Source organism: Streptomyces sp. NPDC027962 (assembly GCF_055566095.1).
Genome location: NZ_JBVHTA010000024.1, coordinates 1 through 17,423 on the forward strand (window position 1 = coordinate 1; position 17,423 = coordinate 17,423).

A 17,423-nucleotide genomic window follows, 5' to 3' on the forward strand; every position below is an offset into this window, starting at 1 on the left:
GACCGACGACCCCGGACACCCGGCGACCCCACGGCCACCGGGCGTCCAGTACTGCCCACACCGACCCTGACCTGCTGCTATTTACGCGTCAGAGGGGAATACAAGGTTGGGAGACCGTGTGCCGCCTGCGTATTCGGTGTGCAGATCCATGGCAGGCGAAGGTTGTTTGACGGGGCCTCACAGATCCTTCACACCGATGCGGCACGAGATTTCCGCCGCCCGGGAATCGGGTGACCGGCCAATTGCGGAGCGTTGCCTCAGACGGTGTCCGCCGGGGGTTCGCCGACCGGCGCGGTGATCTGGGCGTGCAGCGCCGCTGCATATGCCTCGTCGGGGTCGAGACGGCGCAGTTCCTCCGCGATGAGCTCCGCGGTACTGCGCACTTTGAGGGCGAGCACCCTGCTGGGCTGACCCGGGATGCTGAGCCGGGCCACCGGCCCTTCCGGCCGGTCGATATGGATCTCGCCGTCGGCGGTGTGGAGCCGGACCGCGGTGACGACCGGCCCCTCGGTGACGACCTGTTCGACCGGCACCTTCAGCCGGTCGGCGAACCAGCGGGCGAGCAGTTCGGCGCTGGGGTTGTCGGCCTCGCTCTCGACCACGGCGGACACGACGTCGGCCCGGGCCTGGTCGAGGGCGGCGGCGAGCATCGAACGCCACGGTGTGAGCCTGGTCCAGGCGAGGTCGGTGTCGCCGGGCTCGTATCCGGCGGCACGGGCGTCCAGTTCCTCGATCGGCCGCTCCACCGCGTAGGCGTCGGTGATCCGCCGCTGCGCGAGGGCGCCGAGCGGGTCCTTGGCCGGCACGGGTGGTGCGTCCACCGGCCACCACACCACGACGGGGGCGTCCGGCAGCAGCAGCGGGAGGACCACCGAGTCGGCGCGCTGGGTGAGTTCACCGTGCAGGCGCAGCAGTACGGTCTCCCCGGCGCCGGCGTCGCTGCCGAGGCGCACCTCGGCGTCGAGCCGGGTGTCGTGGCGGTCACGCGGCGAGCGGACGTGGCGCTTGATGACGACGAGGGTGCGGGAGGGGTGTTCGCGGGAGGCGTCGCCGGCCGCCTTGATGGCGTCGTAGGCGTTCTCCTCGTCGGTGACGATGACCAGGGTGAGGACCATGCCGACGGCCGGGGTGCCGATCGCGCGGCGGCCCAGGACGAGCGCCTTGTTGATCTTGCTGGACGTGGTGTCCGTGAGGTCGATCTTCATGGCTTGCGCCAGCTCCGTCCGTCTCGTGCGAGCATGTCGTCCGCTTCCACCGGGCCCCAGGTGCCCGCCGCGTACTGCGCCGGCTTGCCGCTGCGGTCCCAGAAGTCCTCGACCGGGTCGAGGATCCGCCAGGACTCCTCCACCTCCTCCGTCCGGGGGAAGAGGTTGGCGTCCCCCAGCAGCACATCGAGGAGGAGGCGTTCGTACGCCTCGGGGCTGGACTCCGTGAACGACTCGCCGTAGGCGAAGTCCATCGTGACGTCGCGCAGCTCCATCGACGTACCCGGCACCTTGGAGCCGAACCGCACCGTCACGCCCTCGTCCGGCTGCACGCGGATGACCAGCGCGTTCTCACCGAGCTCCTCGGTCACGGTGGAGTCGAACGGCGAGTGCGGCGCGCGCTGGAAGACGACCGCGATCTCGGTGACGCGCCGTCCCAGCCGCTTGCCGGTCCGCAGATAGAAGGGGACTCCGGCCCAGCGGCGGTTGTCGATCCCCAGCTTGATCGCGGCATAGGTGTCGGTCCTGGAGTCGGGCGCGATGCCCTGCTCCTGGAGGTAGCCGACGACCTTCTCGCCGCCCTGCCAGCCGCCCGCGTACTGCCCGCGCACGGTGTGCAGGGCCAGGTCCTCCGGCAGTTCGACGGCCTTGAACACCTTGAGTTTCTCGGTGACGAGGGAGGCGGCGTCGAAGGAGGCGGGCTCTTCCATGGCGGTCAGCGCGAGCAGTTGGAGCAGGTGGTTCTGGACGACGTCACGGGCGGCGCCGATGCCGTCGTAGTAGCCCGCCCGGCCGCCGATGCCGATGTCCTCGGCCATCGTGATCTGCACATGGTCGACGTACGACCGGTTCCAGATGGGCTCGAAGAGCGTGTTGGCGAACCGCAGCGCCAGGATGTTCTGGACGGTCTCCTTGCCCAGGTAGTGGTCGATACGGAAGACCTCGTCGAGCGCGAACACGTCGTGCACGATCTTGTTGAGGTCACGCGCGCTCTCGGTGTCGTGGCCGAACGGCTTCTCGATGACCGCCCGGCGCCAGGAGCCCTCGGACGCGTTCGACAGCCCGTGGTCCTTGAGCTGCTGGACGACCTCCGGAAAGAACTTCGGCGGCACGGAGAGGTAGAACGCGAAGTTGCCGCCGGTGCCCTGCGCCTTGTCGAGATCCTCCACGGTCGCCTTCAGCTGCTCGAACGCGGCGTCGTCGCCGAAGTCGCCCTGGACGAACCGCATCCCCTCCGACAGCTGCCGCCACACCTCCTCGCGGAACGGGGTCCGCGCGTGGTCCCTGACCGCTTGGTGGACCTCTTCGGCGAAGTCCTGGTCCCGCCACTCCCTGCGCGCGAAGCCGACGAGCGAGAAGCCGGGCGGCAGCAGTCCCCGGTTGGCCAGGTCGTAGACGGCGGGCATGAGTTTTCTGCGCGACAGGTCACCGGTCACTCCGAAGATCACCAGCCCGGAGGGGCCGGCGATACGGGGCAGCCGCCGGTCGAGCACGTCCCGCAGCGGATTCGTCCACCCGCTGTTCCGTGCGGTGTGCTGCGACCTGTTCTGGGCCATGGGGTCAGGCCTCCTTGCGCGAACGGCGTTCGGACGGGTCCGTTCCGAGCATCGCATCTCCCACTGATCTTGTACGGGTACGTCAGCGCGCGCCCGCAGGGATTGATTCCCACCCCGCCACGAACGGCGTACCGGCCCGGTGGGCCCGCCGCAGTGACCAGAGCCGCGCGCGGTGTCCGCAGGTGTTCTTGTCTGCTGCCCAGAATCCGCGAACAGTACGTGTCATGGCGACAGTTGTGCTGGTGGGCACGCTGGACACCGAGGGTGTGGAGTACGGCTGGCTGCGTGAGCGGCTGCCGGCCGGCGGCGTCGAGGTCGTCGACGCGGGCGTGGCGGGCGAGCCGCGTATCCGCGCCGACGTCCCGCGCGCCGAGGTGGCCCGTGCCGCGGGCGCCGACCTGGCCGGCGGTATCCAGACGGCGGGCCCGGACCGGCCGAGTGCCGCCGGACGACAGGGCATCTTGCAGGTGGTGAGCCTGGGCGCCCTCGACGTGGTGAAGTTCGGTCCGCTCGACACGCTTCCGCCCGCACTGCGCCGGCGCCATGTACAGGTGCACAATCCGTCGATCACCGTCGTCCGTACGGCGGAGGAGTGCGCGGAGCTCGCCGCCGGATCGCGGCCAAGCTGCGTGCGGCCACCGGCCCCGCCGAGGTCCGCGTGCCGCTGCGGGGGCTCGCACCGCCGGGAGCGCCGGGCGCCCATACCACGATCCGGCGCTGGACGAGGCGTTGTTCGCGACCCTGCGGGAGGAGCTGCGGGGCAGCGCAGTCGGCGTGGTGGAGTACGAAACGGACATCAACAGCCCGTCGTTCGGCAGGGCCGCGGCGGACCGTCTGCACCTGCTGATCGGCGCGCACAGGGCGGCAGCCGGCGTCCGCTGACGGCAAGCGGGCGGGGCCTCAGCGCGCCGTGAGGAGCACCCACACCTGACCGCGGGCGAAGTTCATGCGGTCCCCCGCCGGGTCGGTGAAGACCGTGTCCCCGTCGGCGGTCGTCCGCTGCCACCGGGCGTCGTGTGCCCGGCCGTCGCGCAGCACCAGCGCGGTGCCGGAACCGACCGTCTCCGTGTACGGGGACACGCTGCCCGAGCGGTCGTGGAACTGCGAGGGGCGGACCTCGGTGTACTGCACGACGACGGTAGCCGCCTCCAGAGGCCCCTGGTCCGTGGTCCGCGCGGCGGTGCCGTCGATGGCCACCTGCCACCGCTTCTGCTCGGCCGACCAGGTGAACGTGAACCATGCCGACGGGTAACGCACGGTGTGTTTCTCCAGCGGCCGGCCCGGGTGGGAAGCTCGCCCGAAGCGCATGCCGATGTCGGAGGCGTCGCTCACGTCGTCCGCGGCGGCTAGAGCCCGGTCGGGGCGCACATAGAGGTTGTGGGGTGCCGGGCGGTCGCCGGAGCGGACGAACGCGCCGGGGGCCGTCCCCTGGGGCAGGGTGGCGATGGGGGCCGCCTCGATCAGGGGTCGCAGCGCCGACTGGGCGCCGGAGTAGGCGAGCGCGGGCCGGCCGAACTGCCCCAGCAGCGCGAGGTCGGACTCACGGGCGCTGCGTACCGGTCCGACCAGCGGCGGCAACTGCGAGGAGAACACCGCCAGTATCCGGGTGAGTCCCGACTCGACCTGCTCGACGTACACGATGTCGGCCGCACCGAGTCCGGTGTGGGGCCGCGCCGGACCGACATTGTCGATCTTGACTGCGAGGACCGGCCCGGGTCGTGCGGGCATACCGGTGAAGTACGAGGTCCGCAGCTGATTCGCTGCGCTCTGGCCCGGCTGCTGATCGGTGCACCCGGAGAGGGAGAGGGCCAGGACGGCAGCGGTGAACGCGGCGACCACGGCGCCGCCCCGTGCCGGTCCGCCTCGGCGGCTGCTGTTCGTGTCCATCGGCCCTCGTTCCCCGTGGCTTCAAGTGGACCACGAACCACGGCATGTCGACAGTCCCACGGCATATGGACGGACCCTGACACCGGCCGGTCAGGGCAGCAGCTGCTCCGCAGCTGCCGTTCGTCGCGATGTCGCACGGCCGGTAATCGAACGTGACAGCGGACCGGGGGAGGTTTTAGGATCTTCGGCACGGCATCGCGTGTCGGTCACCGACCGGGTGAGACATGGAGGTGCCCGTGAGTTTGCCTTACGGAGGCATTCCACAGTGTCAGTAGAGTTGAATCACACCATCGTTCTGGCCCGGGACAACCGGGAGTCCGCCGAATTCCTCGCCCACATTCTGGGGCTCGAACTCGGTGAGGAATGGGGGCCGTTCATCCCTCTCACCCTCAGCAACAACGTCACCCTGGACTTCGCGACCGTCGACCACGACGTCCCGCTGCAGCACTACGCGTTCCTGATCTCCGAGGCGGAGTTCGACGAGGTCTTCCAGCGGATCCAGCACGCGGAGATCACGTACTACGCCGACCCGCACGGCAAGCGGCCCGGCGAGATCAACCACAACGACGGCGGCCGCGGGATGTACTTCAACGACCCCGCCGGTCATGGCATGGAGGTCATCACCAGGCCGTACGGCAGCGGAAGCTGACGTCACGCCCCTCGCACGCCACGGTCCGTCGGCTGCCCGCCGCGGTCCCGGCGTGCGAGGGCCCGCTGGGCCCGGCTCAGCAGCGCGCCGGGGGACAGCACGCGCAGCGCGGCACGCGCGGCGTTCGCACCCGGCGCCCCGTGCACTCCACCACCGGGATGCGCGCCCGCCGAGGCCAGATAGAGCCCCTCGACCGGGGTCTCGGGGCGGCCCGTGCCGGGCATCGGGCGAAGAAGCAGCTGCTGATGGACGGCGGTCGTGCCGCCGTTGATCGCTCCGCCGCGCAGATTGTCGTCCAGGGCCTCGAGGGTCGGTGGCGCAAGGATGCGGCGGGCCATGATCCGTGCGCGGAAGCCGGGCGCGTACCGCTCCACCTCCTCCTCCAACCGGTCGGCCATGACCTCCTGCTCGCTCGTGTCCCACCGGCCGGTCAGACCGGCGTCGCCCGCGTCGCCCTTGGTGCGGTGCGGGACATGCGTGTACGCCCAGGCCGATTCGGTGCCCGCGGGCGACCGGGTGACGTCCGCCGCGGTCATCTGGCCGATGAGCACGAACGGGCGGTCGGGCACCTGACCCATCGCCAGCTGTGCGGCGAACCGGGTGAGCCCGTCGACACCGTCGGCCAGGTGGACCGTGCCGGCAGTGGCCGCCCCGCCGGCGGTCCACGGAACGGCGCCGTCCAGCGCCCAGTCGACCTTGAAGGTGGCGAAATCCCACTGGAAGCGCCGCAGATCCCGCAGCAGCCGGGACGGCAGGTGCCGCTCGTCGACCAACTCCCCGTACAGAGCCGGTACGGACACATCCGCCAGCACGGCGCGGCGGGCCGGCACCGACTCGCCCGCCGCGGTCCGTACGGCCACGGCACGGCCCGCGCGCACGACGACCTCGACGGCCCGTTCGCCGCATCTCACCGCACCGCCGCGGTGTTCGAGCCTGCGCACCAGGGCCGCCGTCAGCCTGCCGGCACCTCCGACGGGCACGGGGAAGCCGTGGCTCTGGCCGAGCATCGACATCAGCCAGCCGAACCCGCCGCTGCCCGCCGCCTCCGGCGCGAGATCCGCGTGCAGCGCGCTCCCCGCGAGGAGCAGCCTGCCCGCCTCGGCCCCGAACTCCTCCTCCCCCAGCCGGCGCACGGGCAGCAGGAGCGTGCGCGCAAGCCGCAGGCCTCCTCCGGCACGCAGCCGGGCGGCCAGCCGGGCGGAGGCCCGCACGGGCGGGAAGGGCGTGAACAGCAGGTCCAGGATGTCCGGCCGCAGCCGCTCCCACACGTCGTACAGATCCAGCCAGGCCGCGCCGTCGCCGGAAGCGAAGGTGTCCAGGCCGGCCGCGGTGTCCGCGGCCCGGCGTTCCAGGACGGCGCACCGGCCGTCGGGCAGGGGGTTGGCGAGCACCTTGGGGGCGTGGCTCCAGCGCAGCCCGTCCCGCTGGAGCTCCAGCGCGGACAGCACCGGGGAAGCCGCGGCCAGCGGGTAGAAGGCGCTGCACACGTCGCTCACGAAGTCGGGGTGGACACCCCGGTCACTGCGCACGGCGCCACCCGGTTCCGGCTGCGCCTCCAGGACCTCGATGCTCCATCCCGCGTCCGCGAGGAGGTTAGCCGCGACGAGCCCGTTCGGTCCCGCTCCGATGACCACTGCGTCCGGCATCGTTGTCTCCTGAAGTTTCGACGACGTGTGCCAGGTGGCTGAGCATCTTGCGATGGCGCAGGACGAGGAAGACGTCGAAGGCGGAGTTGTGCAGGAACCCTCCGGCCCCGGTCAGGGGATGCTCGTCGACGATGACCAGGGTGTACGCGCCCCACGGCCGGACGTCGATGGCGACCCTCGCACTGCCCAGCGGCCCGCTCTCCGCCTCCAGTTCGAGGATGCGCGGCGGTTCGCAGCGGCGCACCGTCGTCCTGCCGTTCAGGGTCCACGGGCCGAGCCGCACGGTGTACTCCAGAGCGGAACCGACGTCGGGCCAGTCGCCCGGGCCGGGCCTGCTGTCCGAGGTGCCGACGACCCAGTCGCTGTAGCGGTCCCTGTCCTCCAGGACGGACCACACCGCGTCGGGGGACCTTCTGATCAGCTGGTGGTGCACGGCCATGGGTCCTCCAAGACTAGGCAGTGACGTTCCCGGGCTCGCGGGTGCCCACTTCTTCACGATCCATTACCGGCATCGGGACGGGCAATCGGGTGCCGCGTCGCGCCGGCGGACCCGGACCGCCGATCCTCCTCGGCGCGGCGCCCGCCGAAAATCCGTCGACCGGCCCACTCGTACCTTTCCCGGGATGGCGCAATGTCGCTTTATGCCCATTAGATGTAACGAAGTGTGCGCGCTGAGGCGGTGCACGACGAACGACACGGTGTACGCCAATCCGGATGTTCCGCGAACGGAGCCCGCGCCATGACCACCGACCCCAACGCTTCCTTCCCGTCCGACTACCAGGACGACCGACCGCGGTCGCCCGACAGGACCTCTGGCCCGGGGTACGACGCGCCGACGCCCACGACTCGCGCCGTACCGCACATACCGCCGCTCCCTCCCCACCCGCCGGTGTTCCCCCCGGCCCCGACGGTGACCGCGGGCCCGTTCGGTCCCCCGACTCCGGACCCCGTCAACCCGGCACCCGTCAACCCCGGCCCCCTCCGCCCGGCACCCGTCACCCCGGCCCCCCTCCGCCCGGCGCCCGTCCACCCGGCGCCCGTCCACCCGGCGCCCGGGACGGGGCACCCGGACGAGGACCCGCGGCCGGTGCCCGAGACGTTCCCGCCGCAGGAGGCGGACCAGGCCCCGAGGACATACTCCGCCTCGAGCGAGCAGCCTTCGCCCCTGAACGCCGCGTCTTTCAGGCCACTGAACGGCACGACCGAGACGCCGTCCCCGCTGAACGGCACGTCCGGCGGGCCCCAGCCGGTGCGCGACTTCGCCGCGGACCCGGTGCCGGTGCGCGAGTCTCCAGGGGATCCGACACCGGTGCGCGACGCGGTCGCGGACCCGCATCCGCTGCGCACGACGCCGGTGCCCTCGCTGAGTCCACTGCCTGATTCCGGCGAGGAACGCCCCTCCACGGACGAGCCGCAGCCGCCGTCCGACGCGGCCGGTGACCGGGGTCAGAGCCCCACCGGCACCACGACACCCGCGCCTGCGGCCTCCCCCGCCCAAGCAGCCGCACCCGCACCCGAAGAGGAGCAGGCGAAGCAGTCGACGCCGTGGTCCATGGCGGCGCTGGACAGCGCGCTCGCCGCCGGTCCGAACAGCCACACCGTCTCCCCCGCGATGCGTTCGGGGCTGCGCTGGCCCGCGGCCCTCGCTTTGTTCGGCTGCGGCATCGTCCACCTGCCTGCCGACGTGGCGGGCCTGCGCTCCGGCGGCTATGCCGAGACGCTCTCCGTGGCCGTCACGGCGCTCTGCCTGGCCGTGGCCGTGTGGGTCGCCGTACGGGACACCGTGATGCTCTGGGCCGCCGCCGCGGGACTGGCCGTCGGCATCATCGCGCTGCACGCGCTGACGGGCCTGGACGCGCTCAATCTGCTGCAGAGCAGCCTGGGCGCTTCGTTCGGCTGGGCAAGAGCGGCCGCCGTGCTGTGCGCCGGCGCGGGCGCGATCATCGCCGGCTCCGTCCTCCTGCGCCGGCAGCCGGCGACCGGCGCGACGAACAACAGCTGAGCGCCCCGCCCCGTGCCGCAGAGCCGCCTTCGGTCTTCCGCGACGGCCCGCCCGCCGATGCGGAAAGCCTGCGGCGGTCGGCTGCGGGAATGGTCTCGCTACGGACCGTTCCTCTCGGGACCGCGCCGGCCGGCATCGCGCCGGTCGGGCGCACCCGCCTCCTTCCGTACCGGTTCGTCCTCTTCCCGCTCCCCTTCGGCCTGCGACGGGGTGGTGCGGGGAAAGTTCTGTCCGCGGACCGGATCGTCGTCCCGTTCGCCCTCGGCCTGCGAGGGTGTCTGCTCACTCATGGGACCACTCCTCACCGTCTGAGCCGGATGACACAGGCGCCGGGTTCCCGGGCACGAAGCTGCCAATCATGTGGCGCTCACGGGACCGCAGGCCGTGCGGGAGTGCGGCCGCTCAACGCGCCGAGGATGGCAAAGGCCCGACATCGCATGTCCTGCCGGAGAAAGGGCGGTGGCAATCCGATGGACCCCGGCACCGACTTCCCAGCCGCGTCGGGCGATGACGCCACCGCGCGGGCCGGACGCGCCGTCGACGCGGCCCGCAGATTCCCGCGGCGCACAGGGCCGAGTCCGTGGGCGCGGGAGGCGTCATACGCGGCCCTGCGCACCGCGGTCAGCTGCCGGAGCAGCTCTTCGGCGTCGTCGCACGGTGGTGTCCGCACCTCGAGCTGCCCCTCGTGGAACTCACCGGAGACCAGGTCCCCGACGGTTTCGCGGGCCCGTGCCACGGTGCGGCTGCCCGCCGGTTCGACGGCCCGGGTGGCAGTGTGGACGAGGAAGAACTCCTCCTCCACGCCGATGGTGGTCGTCGATCTCCTCAGAATCCCCCCGATCGCGTGGGGGTGCGAACAGGGGAATGCTCAGGTTTCCCGCGAGTCCGCATCGGTTACACCGGTTTGATGTGGCCCGCTTTTCGTATGCGACAGGTGCGACAGGAAAAGCAGCGGATGACGGACGTGGACAGCATTTCGACGTCCGGGCGGGGCGGGACGCGCTGCACCGCGGGCGCGACGGTGCTCCGCTGGCTGACGACCACCGATCACAAGACGATCGCGAACATGTACTTGGTGACCGCGTTCGGTTTCTTTCTCTTCGCGGGACTGCTGGCCATGCTGATGCGTGCGGAGCTCGCCAGGCCCGGACTGCAGCTCGTGTCGAACGAGCAGTACAACCAGCTGTTCACCATCCACGGCACCGTGATGATGCTGCTGTTCGCCACACCGACCTTCGTCGGATTCGCCAATGCCGTGATGCCGCTGCAGATCGGCGCGCCGGATGTCGCTTTTCCCCGGCTCAATGCCTTCACGTACTGGGTGTTCCTGTTCGGCGGTCTGATGGTGGTCTCCGGCTACCTGACGAGCAACGGGGCGGCCTCCTTCGGCTGGTTCGCCTACGCCCCGCTGAACGGGCCGGTGCACTCGCCGGGCACCGGCGGCGACCTGTGGGCCATGGGTCTGGTCGTCTCGGGTCTGAGCACCATCCTGGGCGCGGTCAACTTCATCGCCACCGTCGTGTGTCTGCGCGCGCCCGGTATGACGCTGTTCCGCATGCCCATCTTCACGTGGAACGTGCTGTTCACGTCGATTCTGGTGCTGCTGGCCTTTCCGGTGCTGACCGCCGCCCTGCTGGCGCTCGAGGCCGACCGCCGGTTCGGATCCCATGTCTTCGACCCGGCGAACGGCGGGGCACTGCTGTGGCAGCACCTGTTCTGGTTCTTCGGGCATCCGGAGGTCTACATCGTGGCCCTGCCGTTCTTCGGCATCATCACCGAAATCCTGCCGGTGTTCAGCCGTAAGCCGGTCTTCGGGTATTTCGGGCTGATCGGTGCGACCGTCACCATCACCGGTCTGTCGGCAGTGGTGTGGGCGCACCATATGTTCGCGACCGGCGCGGTGTTGCTTCCGTTCTTCTCGCTGGCGTCGCTGCTGATCGCCGTGCCGACCGGGGTGAAGTTCTTCAACTGGATCGGCACCATGTGGCACGGATCGCTGTCGTTCGAAACGCCGATGCTCTGGGCAATCGGGTTTCTCACGACGTTTCTCTTCGGAGGGCTGACCGGGGTGCTGGTGGCCTCGCCGCCGCTCGACTTCCACACCACCGACAGCTATTTTGTGGTCGGCCACCTCCACTACGTGCTGTTCGGCACCGTCGTGTTCGCCATGTTCGCCGGGTTCTATTTCTGGTGGCCCAAGTTCACCGGGACGATGCTCGACGAGCGGCTCGGCAGGATCCACTTCTGGACCCTGTTCGTGGGCTTCCAGCTCACCTTCCTGGTGCAGCACTGGCTCGGTGCCCAGGGGATGCCCCGCCGTTACGCCGACTACCTGGCCGCCGACGGCTTCACCACCCTCAACACCCTCTCCTCCATCGGGGCCTTTCTGCTGGGGGCGTCGACGCTGCCGTTCTTCTACAACGTCTGGAAGACCCGGCGGTACGGCGAGAAGGTCACCGTGGACGACCCGTGGGGCTTCGGCCGGTCGCTGGAGTGGGCCACCTCGTGCCCGCCGCCGCGGCACAACTTCGTGGCGCTGCCCAGGATCCGCTCCGAGTGCCCGGCCTTCGACCTGCACCATCCGCAGGTCGCTGCGGCGCGCACCAAGAGGGCCGGCGAGGGCTCGGAGCGGCTGTCATGAAGCCGGAAGCCCTGCTCTTCCTCGGAGTCGCCGTGTTCTTCGCCGCGTCCGCCGCGATCTACGGGTGGTGGGCGGCGGATCCGACCGGGACCGTGGTGCTGGTCGTGTCGTTTCTGATGGCCGCCCTCGTCACGTTCTTCCTGTGGAGGCAGGACCGGCGGCTGGGGACCGTCCCGCAGAACCGCCGTCAGGCCGAGGTCCGTGACACCGCCGGCCCCGTCGCCTTCTTCCCGCCGCGCAGCTACTACCCGGTGCTCGCCGCCGTGGGCACCGCCGTCCTGGCGCTGGGAGTCGTCTACGGGCTGTGGCTGTTCATCATCGGCGCGGGGCTGCTCGCACCCGGCGTCTTCGGGTTCGTCTTCCAGTACAACGACACCGAACCATGAGCCCTTGTACGCGGCGGCGGGTCTCGCTGGTCTCGGCTACGCCCTGGTGCCCGGCTTCTCGTGTTCTTCCTCCGGGCCGGCGGCGCGGTGCTCGGCGTCCGCCCGGTTGTCCGGGTGGAACCAGGCACTGAGAGCGCGCCGGACCCGTTCCCGCCGGGTGTCCTCGGCGCCCCTCCCGGCTGCCTGCAGCGGGCTGGGCGGGGCACGGTGCGTCATGACGTACCGCACCTCGGGGGACAGCGGCCGACGGCGTTCGCCGTAGGTCCCTTCGATCGACTGCCGGAGATCGCCCGTCTCCTCCCCCTCGGCCAGCAGTTCCGCCTCATGTGCCTGCAGCGCCAGGCACAGCCGCTTGGTGAGCCAGAAGGCCGCGACGGGCCCGAGAACCACCAGGACACGCATGGTCCACGTCAGGGCGTTCACGGAGACGTCGAAGGTGAACGCGACGATGTCCTGGCCTCCGGCCACGAGCAGCAGGCCGTAGAACACGATGGCGGCGACGCCGAGCCCCGTGCGCACCGGCCGGTCGCGGGGACGGTCGCACAGATGCTGTTCGCCCCGCTTGGCAGTGACCCAGCGCTCCAGGAAGGGGTACGCGTACAGGACGAGGAAGAACACGCCGGGGAACACGACCGCCGGAATCAGCGGGTTCCACTGGACGGTGTGGCCCCACAGCCGGGTCTCGAAGCCGGGCATGACACGCATCGCGCCCTCGAGGAAGCCCAGGTACCAGTCGGGCTGCGCCCCGGTGGACACCTGATCCGAACGGTAGGGCCCGTAGGCCCAGACGGGGTTGATCTGCGCCAGCCCGCCGAGCGCGGCGAGCACGCCGAAGACCATCGCGAACAGGCCGCCCGACTTGGCCGTGAAGTGCGGGACCATGGGGCGGCCCACCACGTTGTGATTGGTCCTTCCCCGCGCCGCCCACTGGGTGTGCTTGAGATGGAAGACCAGGATGAGGTGCACTGTCACCGCGGCCAGCAGCAACCCCGGCAGCAGCAGGATGTGCACCGGGTAGAGCCGGGAAATGATGTCCTCGCCCGGGAACTCGCCGCCGAAGACGAACATGCTCAGGTAGGAGCCGACGATCGGGACGGACAGGATGAACCCCTGGGCCGTGCGCAACCCGGTGCCGGACAGCAGGTCGTCGGGCAGGGAGTAGCCGGCGAATCCCTCCAGGATCGTCACGACCAGAAGGGTCACGCCGATCACCCAGTTGGCCTCGCGCGGTCGGCGGAACGCACCGGTGAAGAACACCCTCAGCATGTGTACGCCGATCGCCGCGACCATCACCAGCGCGGCCCAGTGGTGGATCTGACGGATCAGCAGACCGCCCCGCACGTCAAAGCTGATCTCCAGCGTCGATGCGTACGCCTCGCTCATGCGGATGCCGATCATCGGGGTGTACGCGCCGCGGTACACCACCTCGCCCATGCCCGGCTCGAAGAACAGCGTCAGGTAGACGCCGGTGATCAGCAGCACCACGAAGCTGTAGAGCGCCAGTTCGCCGAGCAGGAACGACCAGTGGTCAGGAAACGCCTTGCGCAGCAGAGCGCCGCCGTCGAACAGCGGCAGACGGGCGTCGAGGGCGACGGACGTGTCCTTCGCCGCCCGTTCGGCCCTGCGCCTCACTTGTTCCCTCCTCCGCGACAGCAGCACCCGCCACGCACCTCTCACCCACGATCCGGCCTTCCGCGGCCTTGCGGCCGAGGTCAGCCATACCCGGAAAAGGCGGTTTGTCCCTCAACGTCGCCGGATGCGCGGGCGCCGTCGCCTGACGCCTGACGCCTGACGCCTGACGCCTGACGAGGCTGTCCGACCTGGCGCCGTGTCCCGCACGGGGCGTCGTCGTGGCTCGCACGGGGCGTTGCCGTGTCTCGTACGGGGTGTCGTCGTGGCTCGCACGGCCGCCGGGGTCGGGCGCGCCGCGAACGCCGCAGGGCATCGTCGACAAGGTCGTGGCCAACGATCTCCGCGACGTCGTCCTCGTGGGTCACAGCTGTTCGGGCATTCCCACCGGCCAGGCCGTCGAGCGCCGTCCGCCTCGGCCCAAGGCCCGCCGGACGGCCCTACGGGTCCGCGGGCGGATCACTCCGCCCGGTCGGCGGCTGCGTAGAGCGCGGACACGTCGAGCTTCTTCATGCCGAGCATGGCCGCCATCGCTCGCTGGGCACGGCCCTCGTCCTTGTCCGTCAGCAGCTCCCCCATGGCGGCCGGGACGACCTGCCATGACAGGCCGTACTTGTCCTTCAGCCACCCGCAGGGTCCCTCCTCGCCGCCCTCGCCCAGCTTCGTCCAGTAGTAGTCGACCTCCTCCTGGTCCGCGCAGTTGATCAGCAGGGAGATCGCCTCGTCGAAGGTGAACTCCGGGCCGCCGTTGATCGCGGTGTACTCCTGGCCGTCGAGGACGAAGTCCACGGTCAGCACGGTGCCGGCCTCCCGGGGGCCCGCCTCGCCGTAGTACGAGATGTGCTTGATCTCCGAGTTCGGGAAGATCGAGACGTAGAACTCGGCCGCTTCCTTGCCCTGGGTGTCGAACCAGAGGTTCGGGGTGATGCGCGGCATCGCGTGCTCCTTCATGGTCGGGTCGGCTTGCGCTCTGTTGCGTTACTGACCATCGCACCGCCCGGAATTCATCGCTCGCGTCGCCACAGCCCCGGGCGGAGGATAGGAGCGATGACCGGATCTGTGACTCTGATCAGTGAGAGCCCGGAGGACCCGTACTCGCACGGTCGATCCGCCTCCGTGGTGCTCGACCGGCGCGGCCGGGTGTCCGGCTGGAGCGAACGCGCTCGTGAGCTGACGGGCTACTCCGCCGAGGACGTGCTCGGCCGTCCCGCCATGGAGATCCTGGTGGACCCGGCCGATCGTGACGTGGTCGCGGAGGCCACCTCCACGTGCATCAGGAATCGCGGCTGGTTCGGGATCATTCCCGTGCGGGCGAGCGACAGCAGCAGGATCGGCCTGGGGATCCGGGCCCGCTGGGTGACACGCGCGGAAGGGGTCCAGGAGTGGTTCCTGGTGGCCGCGCCCGCCGAAGAGGTCACCCAGTGGGAGATCGACCGGTCGGTCATGGACGGTATGTTCCGCAGGTCGCCCATCGGCCTCGCGGTGCACGACACCGACCTGAGCATTCTGCGGATCAACCGGGCGATCGCCCGGCTCGGCGGCATCAGCAGCGAACAGGCGCGTGGCCACCGCATCGGCGACTTCCTCATCCGCCCCGACGCGGAGACCGTCGACGCGGGGCTGCGGCAGGTGCTGGAGACCGGCACGCCGATGATCTTCACGGAGCAGCCGTGCCGGGTCCCGGGCAGCCCCGGCAGGGACCGGTACGTCTCGGTGTCCGCGTTCCGCATGGAGGATTCCGCCGGCCGCGTCCTGGGGGTGACGCAGCTGGTGGAGGACGTCACCGACGGTCACCGAGCCCGCCGCAGGCTCGCTCTGCTCACCGAGGCGGGCGCCAGCATCGGAACCACGCTGGACGTGGAAACCACTGCGGAGGAACTGGCACGGGCGGCGGTGCCCGGCGTGGCCGACTGTGTGTCGGTCGACCTTCTCGAGCCCGTCAGCCGCGGTGAGGAACCCGTCCCCGGAGGCGTGGGCCCCGTGCGCAGGACGGCGAACAGGACGATCACATCGGAGACCGCCCATCTCCTCTTCCCCCTCGGCACCGTGAACTCGTTCCCCAAGAGCACGCCGCAGGGGCAGTGCCTGGCCTCCGGGCGGCCCGTCCTGAAGCCGTACATCGATCTCTCGGAGTTCCTCACGACCATGGGCCGGGGAGCGACGACCGGACTCAAGAACGTGCATTCGTTGATGGTGGTCCCGCTGACGGCACGCGGGCTGGTGCTGGGATTCGTCAGCCTGTGGCGGTCCCGGCTGCCGGAGCCGTTCGAGGAGGACGACCTCACACTGGCGAGCGAGCTCGCCGCCCGTGCCGCGGTCTCCCTCGACAACGCCCGCCGCTTCACCCAGCAGCACCGGGCCGCGCTCGCGCTGCAGCGGCGCCTGCTGCCGCGGGAGCTGCCGGCTCACCCGGCGGTCGTTGTCGCCCACCGCTACATGCCGGCGGGCGGAATGACCGGTGTCGGCGGCGACTGGTTCGATGTCATCCCGCTGTCCGGGGCCCGTGTCGCCCTCGTCGTCGGCGACGTCGTCGGGCACGGCATCAACGCCGCAGCCACGATGGGCCGTCTGCGGACCGCCGTGCACACACTGGCCGATCTCGACCTCGAGCCCGACGAGGTGCTTTCCCACCTCGACGACCTGGTGAACCGGCTGGCGGGGGAACAGGAGCAGGACGCCGAGGACGGCGGGCCTGGAGAACAGGTCGTGGGCGCGACCTGTCTGTACGCCGTGTACGACCCGGTGACCCGGCGCTGCTCCCTCGCCCGGGCCGGGCACCCGCCCCCGGCGGTGGTCACGCCCGAGAGAGCCGTGAGCGTCCCGGACCTGCCCGCCGGGCCCCCGCTGGGTCTCGGCGGACTGCCGTTCGAGGCGGCGGAGCTGACGCTCGAGGAAGGCAGCATCATCGCCCTGTACACGAACGGGCTGATCGACGGTGCGCTGCACGACATGGAGGCCGGACTGGCCCAGCTGTGCGAGACGCTGGCGGGACCGGCCCGGCCGCTGGAGGAGACCGCACAGGCGGTGGTCGACCGGCTGCTGCCGGAGCGGCCCAGCGACGATGTCGCGCTGCTGCTGGCTCAGACACACACACTGGCACCGGAGCTGGTCGCCACCTGGGAGCTGCCGGCGGAGCCGACGGCTCCGGCACGGGCGCGTCAGCTCACGGCGGACCAGCTGGTGGCGTGGGGGCTGGAGGAGATGGTCTTCTCCACGGAGCTGATCGTCAGCGAACTGATCACCAACGCCTACCGCTACGCGGGCGGTCCCGTGACGCTGCGGCTCATCCACCACCAACGGCTCATCTGCGAGGTCTCCGACCCGAGCAGCACCTCCCCCCACCTGCGGCGGGCGCGCAGCACCGACGAGGGCGGGCGGGGCCTGCTCCTGGTCGCCCAGCTGACGGCACGCTGGGGCACACGGCACACACGGGAAGGCAAGACCGTCTGGACCGAGCAGGAGTTGCCTTCGCTCCTCGGTGGGCTGCCCGGACCCGGCGTGGTGCCGTAGCCGTGTCGGGACGGGTGATGCCAACGCAGGGCGTGAACTGACGCCGCGCGACGTGTCACGCCACCCCGGGCCGTGGGCTACCGCCCCGGGCCACGGCACGCCACCCCGGGCCGCGGGCTACGGCGCCGGGCGGCATCACGCCAACCCGCGCCGCACCCGGCGCGGGGGCATCGCCTCGGACAACGTCGCCACTTCGGTCTCGACTTGCATGGTGCCGCGGTGAAACCCCCACCCAAGCTACGGTCACGGAAGTGGAGTTGGCGCATTCCCGAGCGATCCGGGTCGGCGCGACCCGGCAGTCCCGGAGGGAGC

General features: G+C 70.7%; 15 protein-coding genes. 6 read left to right on the top strand and 9 right to left on the bottom strand.

All coding sequences use genetic code 11. The annotated features are described in order from the left end of the window. Positions 1–257: 257 nt before the first annotated feature. Both opcA and zwf read right to left on the bottom strand, forming a co-directional pair. Positions 258–1,205, bottom strand: coding sequence for a glucose-6-phosphate dehydrogenase assembly protein OpcA (gene opcA / locus ACZ4SA_RS22110; protein ID WP_468277119.1), 948 nt, complete (start codon positions 1,203–1,205; stop codon positions 258–260). Beyond that, on the bottom strand, positions 1,202–2,761 hold the full coding sequence (zwf, locus tag ACZ4SA_RS22115) for a glucose-6-phosphate dehydrogenase (RefSeq protein WP_468277121.1): 1,560 nt from the start codon (positions 2,759–2,761) through the stop codon (positions 1,202–1,204). Before zwf ends, opcA begins: the two co-directional genes overlap by 4 nt. A 224-nt stretch (positions 2,762–2,985) precedes the next feature. Here zwf and ACZ4SA_RS22120 point away from each other — a divergent pair, with 224 nt between their 5' ends. Beyond that, positions 2,986–3,675 (top strand): Tm-1-like ATP-binding domain-containing protein, encoded by a 690-nt coding sequence (locus tag ACZ4SA_RS22120; RefSeq protein ID WP_468277124.1) that lies wholly within the window; start codon positions 2,986–2,988, stop codon positions 3,673–3,675. Here ACZ4SA_RS22120 and ACZ4SA_RS22125 read toward each other — a convergent pair. Then, complete coding sequence (locus tag ACZ4SA_RS22125) at positions 3,662–4,648, bottom strand: DUF3048 domain-containing protein (protein ID WP_468277127.1); 987 nt, start codon at positions 4,646–4,648, stop codon at positions 3,662–3,664. The genes ACZ4SA_RS22120 and ACZ4SA_RS22125 overlap by 14 nt on opposite strands. A gap of 265 nt (positions 4,649–4,913) precedes the next feature. On the opposite strand from ACZ4SA_RS22125, the gene ACZ4SA_RS22130 reads away from it, so the two are divergent. Then, a complete protein-coding gene (locus ACZ4SA_RS22130) occupies positions 4,914–5,297 on the top strand; it encodes a VOC family protein (protein ID WP_468277130.1) in 384 nt (127 codons plus the stop codon). A gap of 2 nt (positions 5,298–5,299) precedes the next feature. On the opposite strand, the gene ACZ4SA_RS22135 is transcribed toward ACZ4SA_RS22130, so the two are convergent. After that, positions 5,300–6,943 (bottom strand): phytoene desaturase family protein, encoded by a 1,644-nt coding sequence (locus ACZ4SA_RS22135; protein WP_468277133.1) that lies wholly within the window; start codon positions 6,941–6,943, stop codon positions 5,300–5,302. Further along, a complete protein-coding gene (locus ACZ4SA_RS22140; RefSeq protein ID WP_468277135.1) occupies positions 6,891–7,382 on the bottom strand; it encodes an SRPBCC family protein in 492 nt (163 codons plus the stop codon). Before ACZ4SA_RS22140 ends, ACZ4SA_RS22135 begins: the two co-directional genes overlap by 53 nt. Positions 7,383–8,030: 648 nt before the next feature. Here ACZ4SA_RS22140 and ACZ4SA_RS22145 point away from each other — a divergent pair. Beyond that, positions 8,031–8,945 carry a CvpA family protein gene (locus ACZ4SA_RS22145; protein WP_468277137.1) on the top strand — a complete coding sequence of 305 codons (915 nt, stop codon included), beginning with the start codon at positions 8,031–8,033 and terminating at the stop codon, positions 8,943–8,945. Between the two features lie 98 nt (positions 8,946–9,043). On the opposite strand, the gene ACZ4SA_RS22150 is transcribed toward ACZ4SA_RS22145, so the two are convergent. Together ACZ4SA_RS22150 and ACZ4SA_RS22155 are read right to left on the bottom strand one after the other, a co-directional pair. Then, positions 9,044–9,235 (bottom strand): hypothetical protein, encoded by a 192-nt coding sequence (locus ACZ4SA_RS22150; RefSeq protein ID WP_468277140.1) that lies wholly within the window; start codon positions 9,233–9,235, stop codon positions 9,044–9,046. Positions 9,236–9,312: 77 nt separating this feature from the next. Continuing rightward, positions 9,313–9,747 (bottom strand): glutamate-cysteine ligase family protein, encoded by a 435-nt coding sequence (locus ACZ4SA_RS22155; RefSeq protein WP_468277143.1) that lies wholly within the window; start codon positions 9,745–9,747, stop codon positions 9,313–9,315. Positions 9,748–9,900: 153 nt separating this feature from the next. Here ACZ4SA_RS22155 and ctaD point away from each other — a divergent pair, with 153 nt between their 5' ends. Beyond that, complete coding sequence (ctaD, locus tag ACZ4SA_RS22160) at positions 9,901–11,586, top strand: aa3-type cytochrome oxidase subunit I (protein WP_468277144.1); 1,686 nt, start codon at positions 9,901–9,903, stop codon at positions 11,584–11,586. Then, positions 11,583–11,972: an aa3-type cytochrome oxidase subunit IV gene (gene ctaF, locus ACZ4SA_RS22165; protein WP_468277146.1), complete on the top strand. Its 390-nt coding sequence runs from the start codon at positions 11,583–11,585 to the stop codon at positions 11,970–11,972. Before ctaD ends, ctaF begins: the two co-directional genes overlap by 4 nt. A 36-nt stretch (positions 11,973–12,008) precedes the next feature. Here the strand turns inward: ctaF and qcrB are convergent, their stop codons facing one another. After that, positions 12,009–13,631: a cytochrome bc1 complex cytochrome b subunit gene (gene qcrB, locus ACZ4SA_RS22170; RefSeq protein WP_468277147.1), complete on the bottom strand. Its 1,623-nt coding sequence runs from the start codon at positions 13,629–13,631 to the stop codon at positions 12,009–12,011. Between the two features lie 429 nt (positions 13,632–14,060). Further along, on the bottom strand, positions 14,061–14,537 hold the full coding sequence (locus ACZ4SA_RS22175) for a VOC family protein (protein WP_468277150.1): 477 nt from the start codon (positions 14,535–14,537) through the stop codon (positions 14,061–14,063). A 111-nt stretch (positions 14,538–14,648) separates the two neighbouring features. Here ACZ4SA_RS22175 and ACZ4SA_RS22180 point away from each other — a divergent pair, with 111 nt between their 5' ends. Further along, complete coding sequence (locus ACZ4SA_RS22180; RefSeq protein ID WP_468277153.1) at positions 14,649–17,111, top strand: SpoIIE family protein phosphatase; 2,463 nt, start codon at positions 14,649–14,651, stop codon at positions 17,109–17,111. Positions 17,112–17,423: the final 312 nt, after the last annotated feature.